This window comes from Streptomyces sp. NPDC050448 (genome assembly GCF_040655295.1).
In the GTDB taxonomy this organism is placed as follows: Bacteria; Actinomycetota; Actinomycetes; order Streptomycetales; family Streptomycetaceae; genus Streptomyces.
Map to the genome: position 1 here is coordinate 294,961 of NZ_JBFAJR010000003.1, position 26,363 is coordinate 321,323.

General features: G+C 71.5%; 23 protein-coding genes and 1 pseudogene. 9 read left to right on the forward strand and 15 right to left on the reverse strand.

Annotated features, from left to right (window positions below; genetic code table 11):
* Positions 1–19: 19 nt before the first annotated feature.
* Positions 20–811: an arylamine N-acetyltransferase gene (locus tag AB0I68_RS06320; protein ID WP_363176028.1), complete on the reverse strand. Its 792-nt coding sequence runs from the start codon at positions 809–811 to the stop codon at positions 20–22.
* Positions 812–1,062: 251 nt separating this feature from the next.
* Between AB0I68_RS06320 and AB0I68_RS06325 the strand changes: the two genes are divergently transcribed.
* The 5 genes from AB0I68_RS06325 (at position 1,063) to AB0I68_RS06345 (ending at position 7,007) form a co-directional block, all read left to right on the forward strand.
* Positions 1,063–2,769 carry a carboxylesterase family protein gene (locus AB0I68_RS06325; protein ID WP_363176029.1) on the forward strand — a complete coding sequence of 569 codons (1,707 nt, stop codon included), beginning with the start codon at positions 1,063–1,065 and terminating at the stop codon, positions 2,767–2,769.
* Between the two features lie 74 nt (positions 2,770–2,843).
* Positions 2,844–4,058, forward strand: coding sequence for an MFS transporter (locus AB0I68_RS06330; RefSeq protein WP_363176030.1), 1,215 nt, complete (start codon positions 2,844–2,846; stop codon positions 4,056–4,058).
* A gap of 29 nt (positions 4,059–4,087) precedes the next feature.
* Positions 4,088–5,491 (forward strand): FAD-binding oxidoreductase, encoded by a 1,404-nt coding sequence (locus AB0I68_RS06335; protein ID WP_363176031.1) that lies wholly within the window; start codon positions 4,088–4,090, stop codon positions 5,489–5,491.
* On the forward strand, positions 5,488–6,330 hold the full coding sequence (locus AB0I68_RS06340) for an arylamine N-acetyltransferase (RefSeq protein WP_363176032.1): 843 nt from the start codon (positions 5,488–5,490) through the stop codon (positions 6,328–6,330). Before AB0I68_RS06335 ends, AB0I68_RS06340 begins: the two co-directional genes overlap by 4 nt.
* A 176-nt stretch (positions 6,331–6,506) precedes the next feature.
* Positions 6,507–7,007, forward strand: coding sequence for a hypothetical protein (locus tag AB0I68_RS06345; RefSeq protein ID WP_363176034.1), 501 nt, complete (start codon positions 6,507–6,509; stop codon positions 7,005–7,007).
* A gap of 183 nt (positions 7,008–7,190) precedes the next feature.
* Here AB0I68_RS06345 and AB0I68_RS06350 read toward each other — a convergent pair whose 3' ends face one another.
* Positions 7,191–8,045 carry an arylamine N-acetyltransferase gene (locus AB0I68_RS06350; protein WP_363176035.1) on the reverse strand — a complete coding sequence of 285 codons (855 nt, stop codon included), beginning with the start codon at positions 8,043–8,045 and terminating at the stop codon, positions 7,191–7,193.
* Positions 8,046–8,047: 2 nt separating this feature from the next.
* Positions 8,048–9,052, reverse strand: coding sequence for an aldo/keto reductase (locus AB0I68_RS06355; RefSeq protein WP_363176036.1), 1,005 nt, complete (start codon positions 9,050–9,052; stop codon positions 8,048–8,050).
* Positions 9,053–9,170: 118 nt separating this feature from the next.
* Between AB0I68_RS06355 and AB0I68_RS06360 the strand changes: the two genes are divergently transcribed.
* Positions 9,171–10,112, forward strand: a complete 942-nt coding sequence (locus tag AB0I68_RS06360; RefSeq protein WP_363176037.1) for an NADP-dependent oxidoreductase — start codon at positions 9,171–9,173, stop codon at positions 10,110–10,112.
* A 47-nt stretch (positions 10,113–10,159) separates the two neighbouring features.
* Here AB0I68_RS06360 and AB0I68_RS06365 read toward each other — a convergent pair.
* The 5 genes and pseudogenes from AB0I68_RS06365 to AB0I68_RS06385 all read right to left on the reverse strand — a co-directional run.
* Positions 10,160–10,431 (reverse strand): annotated as a pseudogene (locus tag AB0I68_RS06365) (DUF4291 family protein); the annotation flags it as partial.
* Between the two features lie 94 nt (positions 10,432–10,525).
* Positions 10,526–11,734, reverse strand: coding sequence for a 3-hydroxybenzoate 6-monooxygenase (locus tag AB0I68_RS06370; RefSeq protein ID WP_363176038.1), 1,209 nt, complete (start codon positions 11,732–11,734; stop codon positions 10,526–10,528).
* 25 nt (positions 11,735–11,759) lie between these two features.
* Positions 11,760–13,025: a 3-phosphoshikimate 1-carboxyvinyltransferase gene (gene aroA, locus AB0I68_RS06375; RefSeq protein WP_363176039.1), complete on the reverse strand. Its 1,266-nt coding sequence runs from the start codon at positions 13,023–13,025 to the stop codon at positions 11,760–11,762.
* Positions 13,022–13,498: a transketolase C-terminal domain-containing protein gene (locus AB0I68_RS06380; protein WP_363176040.1), complete on the reverse strand. Its 477-nt coding sequence runs from the start codon at positions 13,496–13,498 to the stop codon at positions 13,022–13,024. Before AB0I68_RS06380 ends, aroA begins: the two co-directional genes overlap by 4 nt.
* A 4-nt stretch (positions 13,499–13,502) precedes the next feature.
* Positions 13,503–14,204: an SDR family oxidoreductase gene (locus tag AB0I68_RS06385; protein WP_363176041.1), complete on the reverse strand. Its 702-nt coding sequence runs from the start codon at positions 14,202–14,204 to the stop codon at positions 13,503–13,505.
* 221 nt (positions 14,205–14,425) lie between these two features.
* Here AB0I68_RS06385 and AB0I68_RS06390 point away from each other — a divergent pair, with 221 nt between their 5' ends.
* On the forward strand, positions 14,426–14,908 hold the full coding sequence (locus AB0I68_RS06390; RefSeq protein ID WP_363176042.1) for an AtaL-like protein: 483 nt from the start codon (positions 14,426–14,428) through the stop codon (positions 14,906–14,908).
* A 62-nt stretch (positions 14,909–14,970) separates the two neighbouring features.
* Here the strand turns inward: AB0I68_RS06390 and AB0I68_RS06395 are convergent, their stop codons facing one another.
* From AB0I68_RS06395 to AB0I68_RS06415, 5 genes are read right to left on the reverse strand one after another with little or no spacing between them, the layout of a single operon-like run.
* On the reverse strand, positions 14,971–15,318 hold the full coding sequence (locus AB0I68_RS06395; protein ID WP_363176043.1) for a hypothetical protein: 348 nt from the start codon (positions 15,316–15,318) through the stop codon (positions 14,971–14,973).
* Complete coding sequence (locus AB0I68_RS06400; protein WP_363176044.1) at positions 15,315–17,198, reverse strand: anthranilate synthase family protein; 1,884 nt, start codon at positions 17,196–17,198, stop codon at positions 15,315–15,317. The genes AB0I68_RS06395 and AB0I68_RS06400 overlap by 4 nt, the downstream gene beginning before the upstream one ends.
* Entirely contained in the window at positions 17,195–17,875 is a 681-nt protein-coding gene (locus tag AB0I68_RS06405) for an isochorismatase family protein (RefSeq protein ID WP_363176045.1), read from the reverse strand. Before AB0I68_RS06405 ends, AB0I68_RS06400 begins: the two co-directional genes overlap by 4 nt.
* Before the next feature lie 58 nt (positions 17,876–17,933).
* The gene (locus AB0I68_RS06410; RefSeq protein ID WP_363176046.1) at positions 17,934–18,704 is read right to left on the reverse strand and encodes a 2,3-dihydro-2,3-dihydroxybenzoate dehydrogenase; all 771 of its coding nucleotides are present in this window, start codon (positions 18,702–18,704) and stop codon (positions 17,934–17,936) included.
* A gap of 31 nt (positions 18,705–18,735) precedes the next feature.
* Entirely contained in the window at positions 18,736–19,905 is a 1,170-nt protein-coding gene (locus AB0I68_RS06415; RefSeq protein WP_363176047.1) for a 3-deoxy-7-phosphoheptulonate synthase, read from the reverse strand.
* 298 nt (positions 19,906–20,203) lie between these two features.
* On the opposite strand from AB0I68_RS06415, the gene AB0I68_RS06420 reads away from it, so the two are divergent.
* Entirely contained in the window at positions 20,204–21,232 is a 1,029-nt protein-coding gene (locus AB0I68_RS06420) for a transaldolase family protein (protein ID WP_363176048.1), read from the forward strand.
* On the opposite strand, the gene pabB is transcribed toward AB0I68_RS06420, so the two are convergent.
* Both pabB and AB0I68_RS06430 read right to left on the reverse strand, forming a co-directional pair.
* Positions 21,159–23,336, reverse strand: coding sequence for an aminodeoxychorismate synthase component I (gene pabB, locus AB0I68_RS06425; RefSeq protein ID WP_363176049.1), 2,178 nt, complete (start codon positions 23,334–23,336; stop codon positions 21,159–21,161). The two genes, AB0I68_RS06420 and pabB, sit on opposite strands and share 74 nt — an antisense overlap.
* Before the next feature lie 23 nt (positions 23,337–23,359).
* Positions 23,360–24,100, reverse strand: a complete 741-nt coding sequence (locus AB0I68_RS06430) for a class I SAM-dependent methyltransferase (RefSeq protein ID WP_363176050.1) — start codon at positions 24,098–24,100, stop codon at positions 23,360–23,362.
* A gap of 294 nt (positions 24,101–24,394) precedes the next feature.
* On the opposite strand from AB0I68_RS06430, the gene AB0I68_RS06435 reads away from it, so the two are divergent.
* Complete coding sequence (locus AB0I68_RS06435; RefSeq protein ID WP_363176052.1) at positions 24,395–26,326, forward strand: helix-turn-helix domain-containing protein; 1,932 nt, start codon at positions 24,395–24,397, stop codon at positions 26,324–26,326.
* Positions 26,327–26,363 lie beyond the last annotated feature (37 nt).

The window sequence follows — 26,363 nt, forward strand, 5'->3', positions numbered from 1 at the left end:
GTCAACTGTCTGTGTCAGGTCAGCCGGATCCCGACGGTGCGGTGTGGGCCGCCGTCTGCGGGAGTTCGTCGAGCAGCATTCCGAAGTGGGTGCGGTACGCGGCCAGGACCTCCTCGTCGCTCTCCAGCCGCTCGGTCGTGCGCACCCCGCCCTCGACCCTGACCAGGCGCTTCCCCTTCAGCGTGACCCGGCCGTCCGCGAGCGGCAGCGAGCAGAACACCTCCTGGAGGAACGGCGAGTCGGGGCTGCTGCGCCACCACCACAGGGTGGGCCCGAAGTCCTCGAGGCGGCAGGGGCGGTCGTCGATCCGGTAGAGCGGGCCCCCCTCCAGGGCCACGTCGAACCCGCCGGCCCCGGCTGCCGCGATCCGGTACTCGCCGTGCGGGTCCCGCTGCACGTCAGCGGTGGCGAAGCGGAGCGGGTGGCGGCTGTTGCGGCCGAATCCGGCGTCGACCAGCCAGGGCTCGTCCAGGGTCACCCGCAGCGCGAGATGGCACATCGCCGGCCCCAGCCCGTCCGGCCGGTAGACCCGGCCCGGCAGGATCTCGACCTGGTACCCGAGGGCGTCCAGCAGGACCGCGAAGGCCGAGTTCACCTCGTAGCAGCCGCCCCCGCGCCGCTGTCGCACGATCTTGTCGACAACCTGCTCGCCGAGGCGGATCTCGCGGTCGAGGTGGTAGTCGATGTTTTCGAAGGGCACCGAGAGGACATGCCGTTCCTGAAGGTGGCGCAGGCCTTCGAGATCGGCTTTCCCAGGCCTTTTCGCGCCGATCCGCTCGAGGTATTCGGCCACTCCTGCTTCGTCCAGCATCGCATTCTCCTTGACGATTCGAACCCGGCAGCGTACGCCGAATGAAAATACACGGCAACCGGTCGTTTCCGAATCGATCTGACGGACAATCCGGCACCTGACACAGTGCCCTGCCGCTTGTTGCGGGGTTCTCGCGCGGTTACCAGCATCGGATGCTCCAGAGTCATCCGACGCGGCACATTCGGTTCGAATGGGCGCCGTGGAGTCGGCGTGACTGACCGCCCGTCGACGACGATGGAGAACACACGGCAATGGCCACCTCTGCCGCCCACAGCCCTTCGCCAGAAAACGATGCCGCGGCCGGATCCGTGCTCGCGCACACCAGCACCGGCGTGATCGCCGGGGAGCGCTCCGGACGGCTGTCCGTCTTCCGCGGCATCCCGTACGCCGCGCCGCCGGTCGGTGACCTGCGCTTCGCCTCGCCCCGGCCGGCCGCGCCGTGGAGCGGGGTGCGCGACGCCACGGCCTTCGCCCCCGAGTCGCTCCAGCCGATCATCCCCGGCAGCGCCGAGGACTCCCTGTACGCCAACGTCTGGACGCCCGCCACACCCGCCGCGCCCGCCACGGACGGCGACGCCGAGGGTGGGGGCGAGGGCGGCGCCGGGGGTGCCAAGCCGGTGCTGGTCTACATCCACGGCGGCGGCTGGATGGTCGGCGGCGGCAGCCTGCCCGTCTACGACGGCGCCCGCCTCGCCGACCGCGGCGACCTCGTCGTCGTCACCTTCAACTACCGCCTCGGCGCACTCGGCTTCGGCCTGCACGAGGAGTTCACCGACCCGGACACCGGCCACTTCGCCAACTGGGGTCTCCAGGACCAGGCGGCACTGCTGCGCTGGGTCCACGAGAACGCGCCGGCCTTCGGGGGCGACCCCGGCAACATCACCGTCGCCGGCACCTCCGCCGGCGGGGCGAGCACCTGGCAGCTCGCCCTCCTGCCCGAGCTGCGCGGCATCATCCGCCGCATCGTCCCGATCAGCGCCTGCCACGTGTGGGAGCCGTCCACCTCGCTGTCCCCCGCCGACTCCCGCCAGGCGTACGAGTCCGTCGCGCGCCGGCTCGGCACGACGGTGCCGGGCCTGCGGGACGTCCCCGCGGCCGACGTGATGGGCGCCTGGGAGGAGGTGTTCGGCGGCCTGCCCGGCGAGCGCGAGGTCGGCAGCGGCCGCGAATTCCGCGGCCCTGTCGTCGACGGCCGCTGGATGAGCGCCTTCGACTACGAACTGCCCACCCCCGAGGTGCCGGTCCTGGCCGTCCACGCCCGCACCGAGGGCTCGTTCTACACCGGCCCCTGCCCCCCGCAGCCCACCCCCACCCCGCCGCCCGCCGACGCGGCCGAGCTCCGCGAAGCCGTGCGCGGCGTACTGGAGAAGGGAATGGACAAGGTTCCGTACGAGCTCGCCGACGCCTGCATATCCGCCTACCGCGAGGCGGCCGAGGCCGACGGGCTCGCGCAGGACCCGCTGTCGCTGTGGACGGAGATCTGGGGCGACGCGCTGTTCCGCTACCAGATCATGCGGCTGTCCGAACGGCACGCCCGCCACGGCCGCTCGCCGCAGTACGTCATGGAGTTCGCGTACCCCGTACGGCCGCCCCACCACGGCACCCCGCACGAGGCGACCTCGCCGTTCCTGTTCGGCACGTACGGCGACCCCGCGGCGGTCTCCGCCACCTACCCGGTGCCGGAGACCGTACCGCTGTTCCACGACGGACCGCACGAGCGCGCCGTCTCCGAGACCTTCATGGACCTGGTGGCCGCCTTCGCCCGCGACGGCGTGCCCACCGGTGCTGGGGGTACCCCCAGCGGTAGCTGGGGGAGTGCACCCGCATGGCCGGTCTTCGATCCCGAGCGCCCCAGCACGCTGGTCCTCGGCGGTGAGCAGGTCGCGGAGATCGCCACCACCTCGAAGCTCCGCCAGCTGCGGTTCTGGGACGAGTCCGGCTGGGTCCCCCGCACCTGACCTGCCCCGCGGCCGCCCTGCCGCCTCCCGGCGGGGCGGCCCCCGCCCCCAGAGACACGAATGAGGTTCTTGTCATGGCAACACTCGAAACACCCGCCGAGACCGCCGCACCGGCGCAGGCGCCGGAAAGTACGTCCCTGAAGAGCTGGTTGGCCGTCGTCTCCGTCGCCGTCGGCATCTTCACCCTGGTCACCGCCGAGCAGCTGCCCATCGGGCTGCTCACGTCGGTCGGCGGCGCCCTGCACGTCTCCGAGGGAACGGCCGGCCTCATGGTGACCGTGCCCGGCCTCGTCGCGGCGCTGTCCGCGCCGCTGATCCCGGTGGTCGTCGGCCGCATGGACCGCCGCTTCCTGCTCGTCGCCCTGATGACCGTGATGGCGGTCGCCAACCTGGTCACCGTCCTCGCGCCCAGCTTCGGGATCCTGCTCGCCTCGCGCGTGCTGGTCGGCATCACCATCGGCGGTTTCTGGGCCGTCGCGGGCGGTCTCGCCTTCCGGCTGGTGCAGCCTGCGGCGATCCCCCGGGCGACCGCGCTCATCTTCGGCGGCGTCGCCGCCGCCAACGTCCTCGGCGTACCCACCGGCACCCTGATCGGCGGTCTGGCCGGCTGGCGCACCGCCTTCGCCACGCTCGGGGTCCTGGCCTTCGCGGTCCTCGTCGCCCTGCTGGTCCTGCTGCCCTCGCTGCCCGCCACCCGGCCCGTCAGCGTGCGCGAGCTGATCGGTCAGTTCGCCAACCGCGGCGTCCGCTCCGGCATCATCGCCACCGCCCTCATCGTCACCGGTCACCTCGCCGCGTACACGTACGTCAGCCCGATGCTCCAGCAGGTCTCCGGCATCGACGAGGACCTGATCAGCGTCCTGCTGCTGGGCTTCGGTGTCGCCGGCATCATCGGCAACTTCGTCGCCGGCGCGGCCGTCGCGAAGAACCTGGGCCGCACCATGGCCGTCATCATCGCCCTGCTGGCCGCCTCGATGCTGCTCTTCCCGCTCCTCGGCAAGAGCCAGGCCGGCGGCATCGCCCTGCTGATCCTGTGGGGCCTCGCCTTCGGCGGTGTCTCCGTCAGCCTGCAGACCTGGATGCTCAAGTCCGCGCCCGACGCCATGGAGGCCGCCTCGGCCCTGTGGGTCTCGGTCTTCAACCTGGCCATCGCGCTCGGCGCGCTCGTCGGCGGTCTGATCGTCGACCAGGTAGAGCTGATCACCGTGGCCTGGCTGGGCGGCGTCGTGGTGCTGCTCACCGCGCTCACCCTCCCGAGCCTGCGCACCGCCGGCAAGACCGCCCGGTGAGCACCCCGTCAGCGAAAGGAACCTCCTCCGTGACCACCACCGCCGTCACCACCGACGACCTCGCCGCGCTCGCCTCCGAGCTGCGCGGGCCGCTGCTGCTGCCCGGCACCGACGCGTACAGGGAAGAGGCGCTCGGCTTCAACCGGATCCTGCCGGACGCCCGGCCCGCCGCGGTGGTCCTGGCCGACGGCACCGCCGACATCCTCGCCTCCGTGCGCTTCGCCGCCCGCCGCGGCATCGCGGTCGCGGTCCAGGCCACCGGGCACGGCGTCGCGCTGCCCGCCGACGGCGCCCTGCTGATCAACACCCGCAACCTCGACGGCGTACGGATCGACCCGCGCGGCCGCACCGCCCGCATCGAGCCCGGCGTCCAGTGGAGCCGGGTCATCGAGGAGGCCGCGGCCTTCGGCCTGGCCCCGCTCAACGGCGCCTCCCCCGGCGTCGGCGTGGTGTCGTACACCCTCGGCGGCGGCCTCGGCCCGCTCGGCCGCTCGTACGGCTACTCCGCCGACCACGTGAAGAGCATCGACCTGGTCACCGCGGACGGCGAACTGCGGTTCGTGTCCCCCGAGGAGCACCCGGACCTGTTCTGGGCGCTGCGCGGCGGCAAGGGCAACTTCGGCGTGGTCACCTCCATCGAGATCGGCCTCTTCCCCGTCGCCCGGCTCTACGGCGGCGGCCTGTTCCTGCCCGGCGAGCACATCGACGAGATCCTGCGCACCTGGCGCGACTGGACGCGGACCGTCCCCGACGCGATGCAGTCCTCCATCGCCGTGATGCGCTTCCCCGACATCGACGTGCTGCCGGAGCCGGTCCGCGGCCGCTTCCTCGCGCACATCCGGATCGCCTTCAACGGGCCGGTCGCGGAAGGCGAGGAGCTCGTGCGCCCGCTGCGGGAGATCGCGCCGGCCGTCCTCGACACCGTCGCGGACATGCCGTACACCCGGGTCGCCGAGATCAACATGGACCCGACCGTCCCGTTCGTGTACTACGAGCGCTCCACCCGGATCCGGGAGCTCGACGACGCGGCCGTCGACACCCTGCTGCCGCTGATCAAGGAGGGGGCGGACGCGGTCCGCCCCGGCATCGAGCTGCGCCACCTGGGCGGTGCGCTGGGCCGGCAGCCGGAGCACCCCAACGCCCTGCCGCACCGCGAGACCGCGTACACGCTGTTCGCGGGGGCGCCGGTCTGGCCCGAACACATCCAGGACGTACGGGAGTTCCAGGAGCGGCTGATCGAGGCGATGGAACCGTGGCGCATCGGCGGCCCGTTCCTCAGCTTCATCAGCGCCCTGGAGAGCACGCCCGAGCACCTTCGCTCGGCGTACGACGAGGCGACGTACGCCCGGCTCGTCGCGGTCAAGGACGCGTACGACCCGCAGAACGTGTTCCGGGTGAACCACAACATCCCGCCGACCGGGTGGTCCCGATGACAGAGGAGAAGACGAAGACCATGCTCAGCGATGCGATGGTGGACGCGTACCTGGAGCGCATCGGCGCGCGCCGGCCCGAGAAGGCCGACATCCACGCCCTGCGGCACCTCCAGGAGCGCCACGTGCTGTCGGTGCCCTTCGAGAACATCGACTACCACGTCGAGGGGGCCGAGCTCAGCCTCGAGCGGGAGTTCCTCCACGAGAAGATCGTCACCCGCCGGCGCGGCGGCGGCTGCTACGAGCTGAACCCCGCCTTCGGGCACCTTCTGGAGGCACTCGGCTTCTCCGTGGAGATCCTCGCCGGCCAGGTCTTCCTCGGCGGAGAGTACGGCGCCCCGCTGTGCCACCTGGCGCTGCGCGTGCACCTGGAGGACCGGGACTGGCTGATCGACGTGGGCTTCGGCAAGAGCAGCCGGTTCCCGCTGGAGACCGGCACTGCGGAGGTCCAGAAGGACCCGCACGGCGATTTCCGGGTGGTCCGGGAGGAGGAGGGCTTCCTCCAGGTCCATTTGAACGGGGACGTCCAGTACCGGCTCGACGAGCGGCCGGTGCGGATCGAGGACTTCTACCCGACCCTGTGGTGGTACCGCACGGCGCCGGACTCGGTGTTCCTGCACAATCTGATCTGCTCGATCCAGAACGAGACCGGCCGGGTCACCGTCAACGGCCGGGAGCTGACGCGTACGGACGAGAACGGCACCGTGACGGTGGAGCTGGCGGACGACGCCGCCCTGCGCGCCGCGTACGAGGAGGACTTCGGCCTCGTCATCGACCCGGCCGCGATGCCGAAGCAGCCGGACGTCGACCCGGCGATCCGCATCGTCATGCAGATCGACTGAATTCCCTTTTTCTTCCGCTGAGGATCAGGCCCCCGTGCCGCACGTTTTCGCGTGCGGCACGGGGGTTTTCTGCCATGTCGACCACATCGAGCCGACCTGACGGATCGACACCTGGTCCATACCTCCCCCGAATTCACCGCGCCATCATAGGAATTGCAGGAATTAACACCAATTCCATGGGAGAGAATCACATGCGCAAGAGCACCCGTATCAAGGCCGGAGTTTTCGCGGGTATCGCCGCGCTCGCCACCGCCACGGCCGTCTCGGGTTCGGCGAACGCCGCCGTCGAGGGCGGCAGCGGCTGCTACACCCTGCCGGGCAGCTGGAAGGTCGTCGACGACAACACCCACGACACCTTCCTCGGCAGCTACTACGGCAGTGCCACCGCCACCGCCGGCGTCGTCAACTTCACCTCGCCGAACAACACCACGACCGCCTCGCACGGCGAGTGGCGCCAGACCGGCTGCGGCACCTACTCCGACACCGACGTCGCCTTCCTGATCGGCGCGGACGGCAAGGCCGCCTCCACCATCACCTTCAAGGCCAACATCACGGTGACGGGCAAGAACACCGCCAACTTCGACTTCGCCTTCGCCATCGAGAACCTGGACGGCTCCTTCGTCACCAGCGGCGCCTCCACCGGCAAGGCCACCCGCATCGCCGTCCAGCCCCGCTGACCCCCGCACTCCCCCCGCACCGCGCTCCGCCCCCTCGGCGTCCCCCGTACGGGCCCGGCCACCCCCGCCGGGCCCGTACGGCTTTGTGGCGTACGGACGTCCGCACGGCATACGGAACGGGGCCCGCGGTACGCACCGGCCGCGGGGTGCGCGCCACGGGCCCCGCGGGGGCCGTACAGGGGCTCAGGAGGACTCGGGGGCCGGCAGCGCGGCGACGACCACCGCGCTCTCCTCCTCGGTCAGCTCGATCTCGAACTGCTTGGCCAGCAGCTCGCGCACCTCCCCGTCCACCACGTACCGGACCTCGACGGTGCCGTCGGCCCGGGTCAGCGTGAGCTTGCGGTGGTTGAGGTTCAGCCGCCAGTCCTCGGCGATCCGCTCCAGGAAGACGCGGCCGGTGAACGGCGAGCTGGAGTGCGTGGAGATGAAGTAGTTCGCCACCACGCAGTCGATGTGGTGGTGCCCCTCCGTGGCGTACCAGTACAGGGGGAACCAGCCGTCGCCCCGCTTCAGCGAGAGCACCCACTCCTTGTCGGTGCCTTCCACGCGGGCCAGCCGGTACACCCAGCCGCTCTGGTCGCAGACGATCCCGTCGCAGACGAGGACCGGCTCCAGCGGGCCCTCGTCGCCGAAGCCGACGTCGGCGAGGTACGTCTCCTCGCCCACGGCCACGCTCAGCACCAGGTGGGTCCGGGGCAGCGGCTTGGGCGCGTCCAGGAGCGGCCGCGCGTACAGCCGCGTGACCTCGTACCCGAGCCGCTCCAGCAGGACCGCGAAGAGCATGTTGTGCTCGTAGCAGTACCCGCCGCGCCTGCTGCGCAGGAGCTTGGACTGCATGGCGTCCACGTCGAGGTCGATGCCCCGCCCCAGCAGGATGTCGAGGTTCTCGAACGGGATGGTCAGGGCGTGCGCCCGGTGCAGCCGGCGCAGGGTCTGCGCGTCCGGCTCCAGCGGCCCGGTGATGCCCAGGCGGTCCAGGTACGCCGGGACGTCGAGGCGGTCGGCCTGCCACTGGGCGGCGCTGCCGATGGGCCTCATGCTCAGCCCTTCTTCTCGCTGTCGAGCATGGCCATGCCCTCGGCGTCGAAGCGCGTACCGGCGACCTCCTCGGCGGGGACGGCCCGCTCGATCTCGGCGACGTCCTCGGCGGTCAGCTCGAGGGACAGCGCGCCGAGCGCCTCGGTGAGCTGGTCGCGGCGGCGGGAGCCGACGACGGGGACGATGTCGGCGCCCTGCGCCATGGCCCAGCCGATCGCCAGCTGCGAGGTGGTGACGCCCTTGGCCTCGGCCACCTTGCCCAGGGCCGCGACCAGCTGCAGGTTGCGGTCGAGGTTCTCGCCGCTGAAACGCGGGAAGTTGCTGCGGCCGTCGTCGGAGGCGGCGGCGCGCTGGTGGTTCCAGCGGCCGGACAGCAGGCCGCGGGCGAGCACCCCGTACGCGGTGACGGCGGTGCCGAGCTCGCGCGCGGTCGGCAGGATCTCGTCCTCGATGGAGCGGGAGAGCAGCGAGTACTCGATCTGGAGGTCGGAGATGGGGTGCACGGCGGAGGCCCGGCGAAGGGTCTCCGCGCCGATCTCGGAGAGGCCGATGTGCCGGACGTGGCCGGCCTCCACCATTTCCTTGATGGCGCCGATGGTCTCCTCGATCGGCACCGCCGGGTCGAGGCGCGCGGGGCGGTAGACGTCCACGTAGTCCGTGCCGAGCCGCTGCAGGGTCTGGGCGAGGGAGTTCTTCACGGCCTCGGGACGGCAGTCGACGCCGAGGATGCCGCCGGACGGGTCGCGCAGGACGCCGAACTTGACGCTGAGGGTGAGCTGCTCGCGGTCGTGGCTCTGCAGCACCTCGCGCAGGAGGAGCTCGTTGTGGCCGCTGCCGTAGAAGTCGCCGGTGTCGAGGAGGGTGATCCCGGCGTCGATGGCGGCGTGCGCGGTGGCGACTCCCTCGGCCCGGTCGGCAGGGCCGTAGAAGTCGGACATGGACATCAGGCCGAGGCCGAGAGCGGAAACCTCAGGGCCGGCCGAACCAAGTGAACGCAGCTGAGTCATATACCCCAGCATTCAGCAGCCGCCTTCGGCGCAAAAACCATTCCGGGCCCGTCTGTCAGGTCGCGAATGGCCAAATATCGACGGGGATTCGGCTGCGCGAGTTGCGATCATTGAATGCATGACAGAAACCATGCGTACGGTCCGCCAGGACTCCCTCGGCGGCACCGAAGTACTGAACCTGACGGATTCCCCGCTCCCCATTCCCGGCGCCGCGGGAATTCTGGTAAAGACCCACGCCGCCGGCGTCAATCCCATCGACTGGAAGATCCGTGCATTCGGACTGTGGATGACCCCGCCGTTCGGCGTCGGCTGGGACGTCTCCGGCACCGTCGTGGCGGTCGCGGCGGGCGAGAACCGGTTCAAGGTCGGCGACGAGGTCTTCGGCCTCCCCTCCTTCCCCGACGAGGCAGCCGGGTACTCGGAGTACGTCGCCGCGCCCGCGCGCCACTTCGCGCGCAAGCCGGGCAGCCTCGACCACGTCTCCTCGGCCGCCCTGCCGCTCGCCGGCTCGACCGCCTGGCAGGCCCTTGTCGACGGCGCGGACATCCAGGCGGGCCAGCGGGTGCTGATCCACGCGGCGGCCGGCGGCGTCGGTCACCTGGCCGTCCAGATCGCCAAGTCCCGCGGCGCGTACGTCATCGGCACGGCCAGCGCGGCCAAGCACGAGCTCCTGCGCGAGCTGGGCGCGGACGAGCTGATCGACTACACGGCGCAGGACTTCACCGAAGCCGTCGGGGACGTGGACGTCGTACTCGACCTGGTCGGCGGCGAGTACGAGGACCGCTCCCTGCGCACCCTGCGCCCCGGCGGGCTCTACATCGGCGTGACGAACCCCCTCGGGATCGAGGAGATCACGGCGAAGGCGACCGCGGCGGGCGTCCGCGCCATCACGGTCAACGTGGCCCCCGACCACATGGTCCTGCAGGAACTGGCCACCCTCGTGGACACGGGCCGGCTGCGCCCCCTGATCGCGGAGACCTTCCCCCTCCAGGACGTCCGCAAGGCCCACGAACTCGGCGAGTCCCGCCACACCACCGGCAAGATCGTCCTCACGGTCTGACCCGGCCCGGACAGCGCCGCCGCACCGCCCCCTTGCGGGCGGTGCGGCAGAACGGCCCGGGAGAGGGCCTCTTCCCATCCCTCCCGGGTGATCCGTACGGCGAGGATGCGTTCCCGGCCGGACTTCCGGGCCCAGTTGCCGCGGTGCATCAGCCACAGGAACGACGGCTTGATCCAGGTCATGCGGTGGAAGGAGAACGGCGCGGCGCCACGAACCGGCCGGCCTCCAGGGCAGGGGCCGCCACGGCGGGCGGGTACGCCTGGTAAACCAGGATCATCCGGGCGTCGTAGTGGGCGCGAACCTCGTACGGCGGCGGCATGCACCGCACCCTGCCCGCCGCCCCGACCGCGCCGCGAGCCGTTTTCCCGGCGCCGCGCGGCGGGGGCACGGGATGTCCGTGCCCCCTCGCGTGATCAGCCGGCGCCGCCCGCTCGACCGGCCGCTTCGGCCTCGAAGTCGTACGCGCCGTGCAGCCAGGCCACCTTGTCGTACATGTCGTCGGCCGACAGGGACGCCAGCATCGCGTTGCGCTCGACCCGCGCGTCGCCCGCCGCGTGGTAGAGCTGTCGCCCCATCTCCCGGGCCACCAGCTGCACCTGCGCGGTCCGCTCGCGCCGCGCCGCGTTGTACTTCTCCAGCCGCTGCTCGAAATCGACCGGGCAGTCGTCCAGCAGCCCGCTCAGCAGCACCGCGTCCTCGACGGCCTGGCAGGCGCCCTGCGCGGCGTACTGGAGCATCGGGTGCGCGGCGTCGCCCAGCAGCGCCACCCGGCCCTCCGTCCAGCGGTCGACCGGGTCGCGGTCGCACAGCACCCAGGACTTCCAGTCCCGGCCCAGCTCCAGCAACCGGCGTGCGGCACCCGACAGTTCGGGGAAGGAGTTCACCACGTGCCCGTGCTCGGCCGGCGCGCCCGCCACGGCCTCCGTGGCGCCGTCGTCCCGGGTCGCGGCCAGGTTGAAGTGCTCGCCGCCCGCGATCGGGTAGTGGACGAAGTGCCACTTCGGGCCGGCCCACAGGGTGACGGTGTTCCACCGCAGCTCCTCGGGCACCTCCTCCATCGGGATCACCGAGCGGTAGATGGTGTGCCCGGAGACCCGCGGGGACCCGTCGCCCACCATCTGCTGCCGGATCGCGGAGTGCAGTCCGTCCGCCCCGATCAGCGCGTCGCCCGTGATGTGCCGGCCGTCGGCGAGGACGGCGCAGACCGCGCCCGCCTTCTGCTCGTACGCCACCACGTGGTGGCGGCCCAGCAGCTCGATGCCGGGGTGGCGGCGGGCGGCCTCGAGGAGCGGCAGGTACAGGTCGACGCGGTGGACGACGGCGTACGGGTTGCCGAACCGGACCCGGTAGGTCTCCTTCACCGGCATCGCGGCGACCTTCTCGCCGGTCGTGCCGTCCATGAAGCGCAGCTCGTCGATGAAGACGGCGCGGTCGCGGACCTCCTGGCCCACGCCCAGCAGGTCGAGCGCGTGGAAGGCGTTCGGGCCGAGCTGGATGCCCGCGCCGACCTCGGTGAAGACGTCCCTGCGCTCCAGGACGGTGACCTGGTGTCCACGCTTCGCGAGCCCGAGCGCCGCGGCGAGGCCGCCGATGCCACCGCCGGCGATGAGTATGTCGGCCATGGGGGTTCTCACATCCCTTTCGTTGTCAGTGACTGTGGGTGCCCGAGCGGTGGGCCGGGAAGAGCCGTTCCAGTTCGGCGTGGAAGCCGGGGAAGGTCTTGCCGACACAGGACGGGTCGTCGAGCGTGATGCCGGGGACGCGCAGGCCCAGTACCGAGAACGCCATGGCGATCCGGTGGTCCCGGCGGCAGGCGATCCGGGCGGCCGTGGGGCGGCCCGGGTGAACGGTGAGCCAGTCCGGTCCGGACTCGGTGCGGATCCCGAGGGCCCGCAGGTTCTCCTCGACCGCGGCGATCCGGTCGGACTCCTTGAGCCGCGCGTGGCCGATGCCGTGCACGGTGACGGGCGCGTCGGCGAGCGGGGCCACCGCGGCGAGGGTCATGAAGGTGTCGGAGATGTCGCCCATGTCTACGGCGAAGCCGCCGCGCAGCGGCCCCGTTCCGGTGACGGTGGTCGCCCCGTCGGCGATCTCCACCCGGGCGCCCGCCCGGCGCAGCACCTCCACGAAGCCGAGGTCGCCCTGGACACTGCCGCGGCCGAGGCCGGGCACGGTGACGGTGGTCCCGGTGACGGCGGCCGCCGCGAAGAAGTACGAGGCGGTGGAGGCGTCGGGTTCGATGTCGAGTTCGGCGGCCCGGTAGCCGCTGGGCAGCACCTGGATCGCGCCGCCCTCGAACTCGTCCACGTACGCGCCGAAATGGCGCATCAGCGCCTGCGTCATGGCGATGTACGGCCGGCTGACCAGCCCCTCGCTCCGCACGGTCAGCGGCTGCCGCATCAGCGGTCCCGCCATCAGCAGTCCGGTGAGGTACTGGCTGCTGAGCGAGGCGTCCACGGTCAGCTCGCCACCGGTCAGGCCCCGGGCGGCGACGGTCAGCGGCAGTCCGCCGACGGGCTCGGTGACCCGTGCGTCCGCGCCGAGCCGGCCCAGCGCCTCGGCGAGGGGCCGCAGCGGCCGGGCGCGCAGCTGGTCGGTGCCGTCGAAGGTGAACTCGCCGGCGCCGGCCGCCGCGAACGGCGGCAGGAACCGGGCCGCGGTGCCCGCGTCCTCGCACCACACCGCGGCGCCGGCGGCCGGGGCGCGCCCGCTGCCGGTGACCTTCCAGCCGTCGTCGCCCTCCACGACGGGGACGCCGAAGCCGGCCAGGGCCTCCCGGAAGGCGACGGTGTCCTCGCTGACCAGCGGGGCCCGCAGCAGCGAGACCCCGTCGGCCGCGGCGGCCAGCAGCAGCGCCCGGTTGGTGATGCTCTTCGAGCCCGGGATCCGGGCGGTCGGCACGGCCCTGTTCACGCGCTCTCCCGGTGTCCGGCGCGGGCCAGGCCGGCCCGGGCGGTGGCGGCGACCCGCGCGGCGGTGAAGCCGTGCTGCTCGTGGAGCGCGGTGTACGGGCCGCGCGCGCCGCACTGGTCGAGCCCGACCGGGATCCCGGCGTCACCGAGCATTTCGTACCAGCCGAGCGCGGAGCCGGCCGCCACGGACACCCGGGCCCGGACGCCGCGCGGCCACTGCGGGCAGGGCGGCGACACCACGCGGGCGGCGATGCCCTCGCGGCGCAGGATGGCGCGGGCGTCGAGGGCGATGCAGACCTCGCTGCCGGTGGCGATCAGCACCACGTCGGGGACGCCCTCGGCCTCGGCCGGAACGCCGTCCCGGTGGGACCAGCCCGGCTCGCCCGGCTCGTCGGCGGTGTGAACGGTGTCGAAGGCGCCGGCGGCCGGGGCACGTTCGGAGGGACGGGGGAAGCTCTGCGTGCGACGGGTCACCGCTCTACTCGCCGGTCTTGCGGTCGAGTACGAGGTCGTGCCCGACGATGTACGCGGCCGCGTCGGAGCAGAGCCAGACCACGGTGTCGGCGATCTCCTCGACGCTGGCTCCCCGGCCGAGCGGGCACGGGCTGATGGCGTTGATGCGGATCGACTGGGCGACGTACTCGCGGGCCGCGGTCCGGGTCAGGGCGCTGACGGCGGCCGTGGACGCGGCGTACGCGCCGAGGCCGGGGAGCATGCCCTGGGCGCCGATGTTGCTGGCCGTGTTGACGATGACCCCGCCGCCGGCGGTCGCCATGTGGGCGATCTCGTGCTTCATGGACAGCCAGACGCCGGTGAGGTTGGCCGTCAGGGTGTGGGCCCAGACCGTCTCGTCGATGTCCGCGACGGACTGGTGCGGGCCCAGTTCGGTGGTGTTGTTGAAGGCCACGTCCAGGGCGCCGTGCCGGCGCACGGTCTCGGCGACGACGTACGCGGCGCCGGCGTCCGCGCCGGCCGTCGTGTCCGACACGTCGGCGACCACGCTGTCGGCCTGCCCGCCCGCGTCGCGGATCAGCTTGACCGTTCCTTCGAGCGTCTCCGGGTGGCGGCCCGAGACCACCACCAGTGCGCCGAGCCGGGCGAAGGCAACCGCCGCTGCCCGGCCGATGCCTTCGCCTCCTCCGGTGACGAGGACGACCTGGCCGTCGAACCGTTCAGACATCAGCGTTCTCCTGATTCTCCGCTTCGAATTTACCGGGAAGGCGCTCTGCGGAACGCCACCAACCAACCGTCACCCTGCAAGAAACAAGAGCCGGTGAGGCAGTCGATTTTCATCATTCCGTCAGGTCATGGGGCATGTGACGTAATGCTCCGCCCGGCTTTGACACCGCTGTTCCGGCGACCGATGCTGCACGCCGGCCCAGCGGCGGAAAGGGGAGATCAATGCTGACGCTATCGTGGACCCGTCCGGTCGTCGGCGCAGGTCAGGAGGGGTGTCCGGCACCTACGCGGGAGAGTCTGTGGCAGGCGCTGCTCCACAAGGCGGAGTTCCCCACCGGCTATGTTCCGGCCATTACGGATTGCCGGATCAACGAAAGGTACGCCGATGGATTTCTACGGGAAATCCGGCGCGGCGAGCTGACCTTCCTGCAACGCGTCACTCCGCAGGAGAGCGCCGGACGGATTACCTACCGGCATCTGAACGACACCGACATCGCGGAGATACGCAATGAGATCGGCGAGGACGAGGACGGCCGGCTCACGCTCACGCTGAGCATCACGCTGACCGACCGCCCGGCGGCCGCGATCCTGGCGCAGAACACCTATCTGCGGGATCTGGACTGCGATTTCCACGGCACGCTGGACGCGATGACGGAGGTCCTGCGCCAGGTGATGAACAAGAGCGGCATGACCAGAGGGGCATGACGCCACGCCGGCGGCCCCTCACGCCCCCGAGGGGCCGTGAGGGGCCGTACGCGCTCTCGTGCTCACGCCCGCCCGGCCGGCTCCTCCCGGATCAGGCCGGGCCCCGGCAGCCCGGGCAGCGTGTGGACGCCCTCGACCGTCGCCTCCACGTCGAACACCGTGTACTGCACCGGCGCCCGCCCGATGAGCTCGGCCGCCCGCGGGGCCAGCGGCCGCGCCGCCGCCTCCGCGGACTCCCACAGCAGCACCGCGCCCCAGCGTTCCGTCGCCGGGTCCGCGATCCAGAACTTCAGCCGCAGCCCCTCGACCGAGGCGAACCGGTCCACCGCCTCATCGCGCAGGTACGCCCGCAGCGAGGCGATGCTGTGCCCCGAGCCCGACAGGTCCCACCAGGCCACCGTCGCCTTCATACGGACTGCTCCTGGAGCAGTCCGGACAGGGCCTCGCCGACGATGCGGATGCCGTCCTCCGTGAGCACCGACTCGGCGTGGAACTGCATCGAGCGGAAGCCGGGCCCGCGCAGCGCGTGCACCTCCCTGGTCCCCGGCTCCCGGCACACCTCGACCGTGCCGATCCCGGGCACCTCGACGGTGTCCGAGGCGCTCTGTGCGGCGAAGGTGTTGTAGAAGCCGACCCGCTCAGGCCGCCCGAACAGCTCGATCTCCCGCTGCACGCCCTGGTTGGGCTGCTCCCGGCGCTTCAGCCCGAAGCCCAGCTTCGTGCTGAGCACCTGGTGGCTGAGGCAGACCGCGAGGAACGGCCGCCCCTCCGTGAGGAGGGTGTCCACCGCGGACCGCAGGTGCGCGATCTTCGGGTCGTCCACCTCCCGCGGGTCGCCCGGCCCCGGCCCCATCACGACCAGGTCGTACGGGGCGAAGCTGTACGGCTCGTCGAACCGGCGGACCGTGACGTCGGCCTCCATGGCCCGCAGCTGGTGCTCGATCATCGCGGTGAAGGTGTCCTCCGCGTCGACCACCAGCACCTTGCGGCCCATCAGCAGCGGTACCGGCCGGGCGCGGGAGGCGTCGTCGTCCAGCCAGAACCCGGCGATCGTCTCATTGCGCCGGCTCAGGGCCGCCCGTACGTCCGGGTGGTCGCCGAAGCGGCGCGGCCCCGACTGCTCGAACATCGCGAGCAGGCCGGCCGCCTTCGCGCGGGTCTCGGCGACCTCGGACAGCGGATCCGAGTGGCGTACGAGGGTGGCGCCGACGCCGATGCGCATCCGGCCGCCGCTGTCGATGTCGGCGGTGCGGATCAGGATCGCCGAGTCCAGCGTCCGCTCGCTGTTGTCGTCCTGGCCCATCAGGGCCAGCACACCGCTGTAGTAGCCGCGGCCCCGGGGTTCGTACTTCTTGATGACGCGGCCCGCGCTCTCCAGCGGGGACCCGGTGACCGTCGGTGCGAACAGGGTCTCGTGCAGGATCTCGCGCGGATCGCGGGAGGTGCGGCCCTCGATGAAGTACTCGGTGTGGGCGAGGCGGGCCATCTCCTTGAGGTACGGCCCGACCACCCGGCCGCCCGATTCGCAGATCCGGGCCATCATCTTGAGTTCCTCGTCGACGACCATGTACAGCTCGTCGGCCTCCTTGCGGTCGGCGAGGAAGTCCATGACGCCGGGCAGTTCGGGCCCCGACGCGGGGAACCGGTACGTGCCGCTGATGGGGTTCATCACGGCCCGACGGCCGGAGAGGCTCACGTGCCGCTCGGGCGAGGCACCGATGAGCGTGCGGTCGCCGGTGTGCACGATGAACGTCCAGTACGCGCCGGTCTCCCGCTCCAGCAGCCGGCGGAAGAAGCGCAGCGCAGCGGCGACGGAGTACTCGCTGATGTCGGCCACGAAGGACCGCTTCATCACGAAGTTGGCGCCCGCGCCGGTGCCGATCTCGTCCGCGATGACGCGGCGAACCGTTTCCGCGTACGTGTCGTCGTCGATGTCGAAGTCGCCGCCCGCCGCGAGGTGGACGGGGGCGTCGGGGATCCCGGCCAGGACGGCGGCGAGCGGCACCTGCGCCTGCTCCTCGATCACCATGGCGAGCAGCGGGGTGCCGTCGTCGGGCGCCTCGAAGCCGCGCTCGGCGAGCTGCCGGTACGGGACCAGGGTGAGCACGTCCTGGCGGGAGCCGGCGCCCGCCTCGACGTCCCGGAGCGGGATGTCGGCGAGCGTGGCCGCCTCGGCGAACTCGCCGAGGAAGAGGTCGACGTGCCGGGTGACGGTGGTCTCCGGACGGTGGATCAGCGCGAAGGCCGGCGGCCGGCCGGTCAGGATCCGGCCCAGCAGGTCTCCTGTCATGTGGATTCCCCTCCCGCTCCCGCGTACGCGGCCGCCCGGTCCGGGAGGGCCGTGAGGAGCTCCTTGGTGGTGGTCAGGCGGGCGCAGCGGCCGGCGGCGTACTCGAGCGCCATCCGGTGCTCCTCCCAGCTGAAGTCGGCGACGGCGTCGGCGACCAGGAAGGTCTGGATGTCGTTGGTGAACGCGTCGACCGCGGTCACCAGGACGCCCACGTGCGCGTACACGCCGCAGATGATCAGCTGGTCGCGGCCCTGCGCGCGCATCCGCTCCAGCAGATCGGTCTTGAAGAAGGCGCTGTAGCGCCATTTGGTGAGCATCCAGTCGCCGGTGGCGGGCGCCACCGGCTCCACGACCTGGCGGTGCTCCGGGCTGGGCTGCATGCCCGGGCCCCAGAAGTCCCCGAGCAGTCCGCGCTCCTCGGGGGTCATACCGCCCGGCTGCGCGGTGTACGCGACCGGGATGCCGAGCTCGGCGGCGCGGACGCGCAGCGCGCCGGCGTTGCGGGACAGGTCCACGACGGGCTGCTCGCCCGCGGGGAAGGGGGCCAGGAAGTACTTCTGCAGATCGTGCACCAGCAGGACGGCGCGGTCCGGATCGACCTCCCAGTCGACGCCGGAGGCGGGCAGGTCGGCCGCCGACGGCATCGGATAGGGACTGATCGCAGGTATGCCTGCCATGCGTTTCTCCCTCTCGTTCACGCTCTCGTTCACGGTTCGCTGACTGGTTGCACCGGTCTCAGGCACCGAGCGCCGCACCGCCGTCCACGGTGAGGTCGTGCATCGTGATGTGGGCGGCCTTGTCGGAGAGCAGGAAGACCACGGCCTCGGCGACGTCCTCGGGGCGCGCCAGCTTGCCCAGCGGGATCCCGACGCGGTACGCGTCGGGGACGCCGTCGATGGAGGCCCGCGCGCTGCTCTCGTCCTGCCACATGGAGTTGAGCATCGGGGTGTCCGTGGAGCCCGGCGCCACGAGGTTCGCGCGGATGCCGAACTTGGCGACCTCCAGCCCCAGGCACTTCGTGAACATCGTCGCGGCGGCCTTGGAGGCGGCGTACGCGGACATCTCGGTACGGGCGGTGCCCGCGGCGTTGGAGGCGATCGTGACGATCGCGCCCCGGCGGCGCGGCACCATGCGGTTGACGACGGCCCGGGAGACGAAGAAGACGCCCGTGGTGTTGACCGCGAACGTCGTGCTCCACTCCTGGTCGGTCAGGGTGCGTGCCTCGGCGAGCCGCAGCACGCCGGCGGCGTTGACGAGGAAGTCGAGCGGACCGACGAGCGCCTCGACGTCGTCGACCAGGGATTCGACGTCGGCGCTGGAGGTGACGTCGGCCGGGAACGGATCGACCCGGCCGCCCTCCTCGGCGACGGACTTGGCCACGTCGCGCAGGCGGCCCGCGTCCCGGTCGACCGCGGCGACCCGGACGCCCCGGGAGGCCAGGGCGCGGACAATGGCCTCACCGATGCCGCCTGCCGCTCCGGTGACCAGAGCGATCTTTCCTTCCATGATGGAGTAACCCCTTTTTTTCTCTTCGGCCTCAGCCGCGCCAGGCGGAAGCGACTTCGACGGCCTGGTCGAAATTGAGGCGCGGGTCGCAGAACGAGGTGTACTTCTCCCCCAGCTCATCGACGTGGTATTGGTCGGAAACGCATTCGTGGACCTGGTCCGGGGTCGTTTCCAGGTGGAGCCCGGCCGCCACCCCGCCGTTGTCGACAACGGCCTTCTGGAATTCCTCGACCTCCCGCACGACCGTTTCGACATAACGGGTCTTGACGCCGCCGGGCAGACTGACGGTATTCCCGTGCATCGGGTCGCAGATCCACAGCACCGGATGCCCGGCCCCGCGGACCGCGCGGACCAGCTCCGGCAGCCTCTCGGCGGCCGTGCCCTGGCCCATCCGGGAGATCAGGGTGAGCCGGCCCGGCTCCCGCTTCGGATCGAGCCTCCCGCACAGCTCCACCAGCTCGGCCGGGGTCATCTTCGGGCCGACCTTGGTGGCGATCGGATTGGCGATGGTCGCGAACAGCTCGACGTGGGCGCCGTCCAGCTCGCGGGTACGCTCACCGACCCACGGCCAGTGCGTCGAGGTCAGCAGCGCCGAGCCGTCCGGCTGGGTGCGCAGCATCGAGCCCTCGTAATCGAGCAGCAGCGCCTCGTGGCTGGTCCACACCGGGGCCTCGGCCGCCGAGGGCCGCCCCTCGCCGTGCCAGCCGAGGAAGGCCATGGCCCCCGCGGCCGCCCGGTAGCCGGCGACCAGGCGCCGGGGGTCGGGACGGCGCAGCTCGGGGTCCGGTTCCGGGCTGTTGACCATGTGGCCGCGGTAGACGGGCAGTTCGACGCCGCCCACGGTCTCGGTCGGGTGGGAACGGGGCTTGCCGAACTGGCCGGCCAGCCGGCCCACCCGTATGACGGGCTTGAGCGAACGCGTCTTCATGACACCGGCCAGCACATCGAGGAGCGCCGCCTTGCGCGCCACATAGCCGGGAGTGCACTCCGCGGGGTCCTCCGCGCAGTCCCCGCCCTGGACGACCTGCACCTCGCCCCGCGCGGCCGCGGCGAGCAGGACGCGAAGGTCCGCGACGTCCTGCGGGCGAACGAGTGCGGGCGAGTCCGTGAGTTCGGCCCTGGCATTCTCCAGGGCGCCCTCATCCGGCCAAACGGGCTGTTGGCCCGCGGGCAATGATTTCCAGCGTGCAACACCGTACATGCGGCACCTCCCAGTGCTGAACCTGCCGTGACATCAGATGCAGCCAAAGTCTGTGAAGCCGGGATTCGGGTGAACCACAAGAGATTCACCACTACGTCAGGTGGTGGTGCATTCGGTCAGGTTGAATGGAAGACTCCGAAATAAACCTGACGCACTGCCGGGGACTTTGCGCCCGGGCGGCCTTCGAACCCTTTAAGGTCCGCACTCCCGAGGGGGTACGGACGTCACCGGTCCGGTACTTGACACACCATCAACGGTTCAGTTCAGGCGGATGTCATGACGTTCTAAGGTCGTGTTCGTGGTTAGTCAAGGAGCTGGAGCGCTGCTGAAGCAACTGGTGTCCGAGGGGGTCTCGCCGTGGCTGAGCACGCAGGATCCCGCGGAGTTCGACGCCAGAGTCCGGTATCCGACCCTGGGCGCCCACTTCCACAACGCCCTCGCGCCCGGGGGCAGCAGCCCGGCCCAGCTCCGGCGGGCCTGCGATCTCCTGCTGCCCGTGCACGAGATCAGCAAGGGCACGGTGGGCCAGGTCTCCGTGCCCGTGTCCCCGCGCTGGGCCCATGACGCGAAGGCGCTGGGCGTGGCGGCCCGTGCGGTGCACCGGACGGTGGACCGCCCCAATGCGCTCGTCCGCATCCCCATGACCCCGGCGGGCCTGGAGGTGCTGTCCGGCTGCCTCGCCGACGGTATCGGGGTGCACGCCTCGATGGTCTTCTCGGACGAGCGGTACGCCGAGGTGCTCGACGCCTACCTCGACGGGCTGGAGCGGTCCCTGTCCTGCGGCCGGACACTGGGCGACGCCCCGATGGTGGCCTCCTTCCCGGTGGGCCTGCTCGACGCGGCGGTCGACGCCCGGCTGGACGAGCTCCGCGTCGGCCCCCGCCACGAGGTGCGCGGCGCGGCGGGACTGGCCGTGGCCCGCACGATGTACCGGCTGCGCGAGGAACGGCTGTCCGGGGACTGGTGGCGGGTGCTCCGGGCCAACGGCGCCCCGCAGCCGCGGCTGCTGTGGGGTACCGGCGCCGACGGCGGCGTGGGCGCCCTGGTGGGCTGGAACACCGCGCTCGCCCTGTCCGTGGACACCCTGGAGGCCGCCACCCGCAAGCCGGAGCTGACCGGCGACACCCTGCTCAACGCCGACGGGGAGGCGGCGTGCGCCCTCCGGGCCCTGGAGCGGCTCGGTGTCCCCGCCCGTCGGGTCGCGGCCGTGCTGGAGACGGAGGAACTCGCCCGCCTCCAGCACAGCTGGGGGATCAGGACGGGATCGGGTCTCGCCGCCTCTCCGGGAACCGGGTGTTCGTCAGCGCCAGCAGCGGAGCAGACTTGACGGCGGTCTCCTCGTATTCGGCGGCCGGGTCGGACAGGGCCACCACGGCCCCGCCCACCCCGTACCCGACGCGGTCGGCCGTGACCGTGGCGGTGCGGATCACGATGCTCAGGTCCGCGGCGCCGGACAGCGAGAAGTAGCCGATGGCGCCCGAGTACACCCCGCGCGGGCCCGCCTCCAGCCGGTCGATGATCTGCATCGTGCGGATCTTGGGGGCACCGGTCATCGACCCGCCCGGGAAGGCGGCCCGGACGCAGTCCACGGCCGACAGCTCCGGCCGCCGGCGCGCCCGTACGGTGCTCACCAGCTGGTGGACGGTGGCGTACGTCTCGACCCGGAACAGCTCCTCGGCCTCGACCGAGCCCGGTACCGCGCACCGGCCGAGGTCGTTGCGGACCAGGTCGACGATCATGAGGTTCTCGGAGCGGTCCTTCTCGTCGGTCAGCAGGTCCGCGATCAGCGCCGCCTCCTCCTGGGGGGTGGTGCCGCGCGGCCGGGTGCCCTTGATGGGCGAGGACTCGACGAGCCCGTCGCGGGAGACGCGCAGGAACCGTTCGGGCGAGGTGCTGAGCACGGACAGCTCCCCGAACTGGAGCAGCGCGGCGAACGGCGCCGGGCTGGTGCGGCGCAGGGTGCGGTACGCGGCCCAGGGGTCGAGGCGGGCTTCGGCCTCGGCCATGTTGGTGAGGCAGACCTCGTACGTCTCGCCGGCGGCTATCTCCTCCAGGCAGGTGTCGATGAGGTCCAGGTAGGCGCCGCGGTCGTGGCGCAGCCGGATCTCCCCGCTCGGAGCGGTCGGCCGGGGGGCCGGCAGGCGCATACCCGCGAGCTGGGCGAGCCGCTCCGCCGTGCCGATCAGCCAGGCGTCGGCCGCGGCGGCGGACTCCTCGCCGGTCCCCTCCACGAGGGCCAGCAGGTGGGTGGTGTTCTCGACGTGGTCGAAGACCAGGGCACGGTCGGCGAAGACCATGGTGGCGTCGGCCACCGGTGACCGGTGCACGAGATCGCCGCCGCATTCGGCCTTGAGCTCGTACCCGAGGTAGCCGACCCAGCCGAGGGCGAAGTCGAAGGGCAGCTCGGGCAGCTCGGTGTGCAGGGAGCGCAGGTCGCGGTCGACCCACTCCAGGAAGGGAGCGGCGACCAGTTCGCTCTCGCCGCCGGCGGACTCGACGGTGACGCAGCCGCTCCACACGTCGGCCGTGGCGACCCGGGCGAGCGGGCCGGTGGCATCGCCCATGACCGAGAACCTGCCGCGGTCGCCTCCGGGCAGGCTGCTGTCCAGCCAGTAGGCGTGGTCGTTGCCGCGGAAGAGCTGGTCGTAGACGGTCTCGGGGAACCAGCGGGTGGGCAGCTCGGTCGCGACCAGCCGGAGCCGGCGGACCGGGCCCCCGGCGGCGGGCAGCACGGGCGCGGGTGTGGCGACGGGCGCGGGCGCGGGCGCGGGAGCGAGGGCGGGAGCAGGCGCGGGCGCGGGTGCTGCGGCAGCACTGCGGCGGGCCCCGGTTGCGTGCCGCGCCCGGCTCGCCTGGTGCGCGCGGGTCAGCCCGGCGAAGTTTGCAAGCAGCTCGATTCCGTACTGACTGCAAATGGACTCGGGGTGGAACTGCACCCCCCACATCGGCCGCGTCCGGTGCCGCAGCCCCATCAGGATGCCGTCCGGCGTCCACGCGGTGGCTTCGAGCTCGTCCGGCAGGTCCGTCACGGCGAGGGAGTGGTACCGGACCACCTCCATCGGGGAGGGCAGCCCGGCGAACAGGCCGGTGCCGTCGTGCAGGACGGGCGAGGTGCGTCCGTGCCGGGGCTCCGGCGCGCGGGCGACCGTGGCGCCGTGCACGTGCCCGATCCCCTGGTGGCCGAGGCAGATGCCCAGCAGCGGCAGCTCCGCGCGCTCGACGATCTCGGCGCAGATCCCGAAGTCGGCCGCCCGGCGCGGGGTGCCGGGACCGGGTGAGACCACGACGTTGTCGAACGCGCCGAGTTCCGTGATCTTCCAGTGCGGGTCGTCATTTCGCACGACTTCCGGCTCCCGGCCATTGACCTCGGTCAGATAGTGGAAGACGTTATAGGTAAACGAGTCGTAGTTGTCTACAAGCAGCGTACGCACGATGAAATACCCCCCCGTCCGAATCAGGCCGAAATTGGCTTGATTTCGAGTAGCATGTGCTCGACCATGTCCTCTCCGTACTCCCCCTCGCGGACCCGGCAGCTCGCCACGGTCGACACCTCGCGCCCGCTGCCGTCCGCCATCTCGTGCAGCGCGGCCAGGTCGCCGCGGTCGCTGAAGTGGAGCAGGACACGGCCGCCCGGGGCCGTCCAGTGCACGGCCTGCTCCAGGTACCGGCGGTGCGTCTGGTAGCCGGTGTCCACATAGGCCCGCTCGTGTACCGACTTGTACTGGTAACTCTCGGGCCCCATCACGTAGTTGGAGCTCCAGAAGACGACGTCGAACCGCTCTTCCTCGCGCAGTCCGGAGAACAGGTCGCTGTGCAGCGCCTGCAGGCGGTCCGCCACCCCGTGCCGCTCCGCGTTGACGGACGCGTTCTCCACGGCGGAGGGGCTGATGTCGGCCGCCACGACCCGCTCGTATCCGGCCAGCGCGGCCGTCACGGCGATCACGCCGGTGCCGCACCCTATCTCCAGGAACGAACCCGAACGCGGGCCCGCCGCACAGTCGTTGAGGCCGAGCTGCTCGATGGCCACACCCGTCGAAGGGGAGTAGACGGGGGCGAAGACCTCGTCGAACAGGTCCCACTCGCGGTCGCCGAGCGTGAACACCCGTGGCCGGTCCTGCCGGGTCAGCGACAGCCGGCTGCGGAGCAGCGACCGCTCGTAGCTCTGGAGCTGAGACAGCTGAGACAGCTGAGACATACGAACTCCCCCAAGGAAACGTCAGGCTGTGGTGGTGCCGATGGTGGTGTCGGCACCGGAACGCGCGGTGATCAGCCTGCCCTTGAGTGAGCCTCGACCAGAAGGTGTTCACGTGACAGCATCACTCATGGAGCGTGGTGGTGCGATCACCCTCCGCGTCGCTGACCTGGATCGCTTCTCGAGTGTTTCTTGACCGGTTCTTGCCCCAAGAGATACTTTCAGGCGAGCCAGGGATTGCTTGCACCCAGTTGGTGCAATCGTGAACGGGTTTTATGGGGGGTCGGGGGAGAAGTCGTGGTTGACCACGCTTACGAAATGCTGGAACTGCTGAACAGAGAGGCGCCTGCGGCTGCCTTCGACGACGTGGTCCGCAAAGCCCGTGAATCCGGCCTGTCCGGGGACGCCCTCGCCCAGCTGACCAGGGCCAGAGATCAGAGTCTCGGCATCCGGGCCCTGTTCGTACGACGCCAGCAGCGCGAGGCCGGCCTCGCCGCCCTCGTCGACACCGCGCGCGACCTGACCCTGCCGTACGACCTCGACGAGCTGCTGAAGGTGATCACGCGCCGCGCCCGGCTGCTGCTCGGGCTCGACATGGCGTGGGTCAGCTTCGACGACTTCGACGAGCAGTGCTCGCGGGTGCGTTCGGCCGACGGCCACGCCTCCGCGCTCACCATCGGGTTCGCCATCCCGCTGACCGGCGGGGGCGTCGGCAAGCGCGCCGCGGACGGATCGGCCCCGTTCTGGTCGGCCGATTACATGAGCGACAAAACCTTCCAGCACAGCACCGTCATCGACGAGGTCGTGCGGGCCGAGGGCCTGCGCGCCGTCATGGCCGTCCCGCTGCGGCACGCCGGAACCACTCTGGGAGCCCTGTACGTCGCGGACCGGCACATCCGGCACTTCACCCCGGACGAGGTGTCGCTGATGAGTTCGCTCGGTGACCTCGCCACCGTTGCGATCGAAAAGGCCCGGCTGCTGGAGCAGACCCGGTACGAGGTAGTGGAGCTGGAGCAGGACACCTCCCGCGCCCTGGACTCCTCCACCACCGCCCGCCAGCTCCGCGAGACGCACGGCCGCCTGCTCGACCTGGTGCTCCAGGGCGGCGGCCTCGGCAATCTGGCCGCCGAGGCGGTCAAGGACCTGGACGGAACGCTCCTCGTACGGGACGCGGCCGGCCGCAACCTCGCCTGCCCCGGCGGCGCGCCCCCCGAGCTGGACGAGGCGGAGATCCGCACCGTCCTGCTGGACGCGCACACCGACCGGCAGCCGCGCAGCACGAGCGACGGGGTCTGGGTCGCCTCGGTCGCCGCGGGCGACGAGATGCTGGGCACGCTCATCCTGGCCTGCGACGAGCCGGCCTCCGACCGCCAGGTCCAGCTCCTCGCGCTCACCGCCCAGGTCACCGCCGTGGTGCTGCTGATGGAGCAGGGCATGGCCGCCGCCGAGGGCCACATGCGGGACGAGTTCTTCCACGACCTGCTGCGGGGCACCTCGCTGTCCCCGGTGCAGATCGCGGAGCAGAGCCGCCGCCTCGCGCTCGACCTCGACGAACCCCACGTCATCGTGATCGCCCGGCCCGAGGGGGGAGTCCAGGGCCGTGTGCTCGCCTGGGCCGCCTCGTACGCCAACCGCCACCACGGCCTCAAGAGCGTGGACGGCGACATCGTCGTGCTGCTGCTGCCCGGCACCCAGGCCGGGGCCATCGCCCGTACGGCGTCCAAGGAGCTCTCCGAGGTGCTCGGCAAGCCCGTCACCGCCGGTTCCGCCGGTCCCGTCGACGACCCGGCCGGGATCGTCCGCCTGTACCAGGAGGCCCGCCGGGTCCTGGACGCCGTCGCGGTGCTCACCGGCCCCGGCAGCACGGCATCCCCCGAGGAACTGGGCTTCCTCGGCGTCCTGCTCTCCGAGAAGCCGAACGTCGCCGGATTCATCAACGACACCATCGGTCCCGTCCTGGACTACGACGACCAGCAGTACACCGAGCTGATCCGCACCATGGAGGCGTACTTCGCCTCGGCCAACAGCCCCTCCAGGGCGGCCGAGTCCCTGCACGTCCACCCCAACACCGTCTCGCGCAGGCTGGAGCGGATCACCGAGATCCTGGGCGAGGACTGGCAGAAGCCGACCCAGGCCCTCCAGGTGCAGCTGGCCCTCCAGCTGCAGCGGACCCGGCAGGCGCTGAACAAGGGCCCCCGCGGCGACCAGCCCCGGCAGACCATCGGCTGACGACCGGCGGGCCACCGGCCGGCCTGCGGCGCCCGCC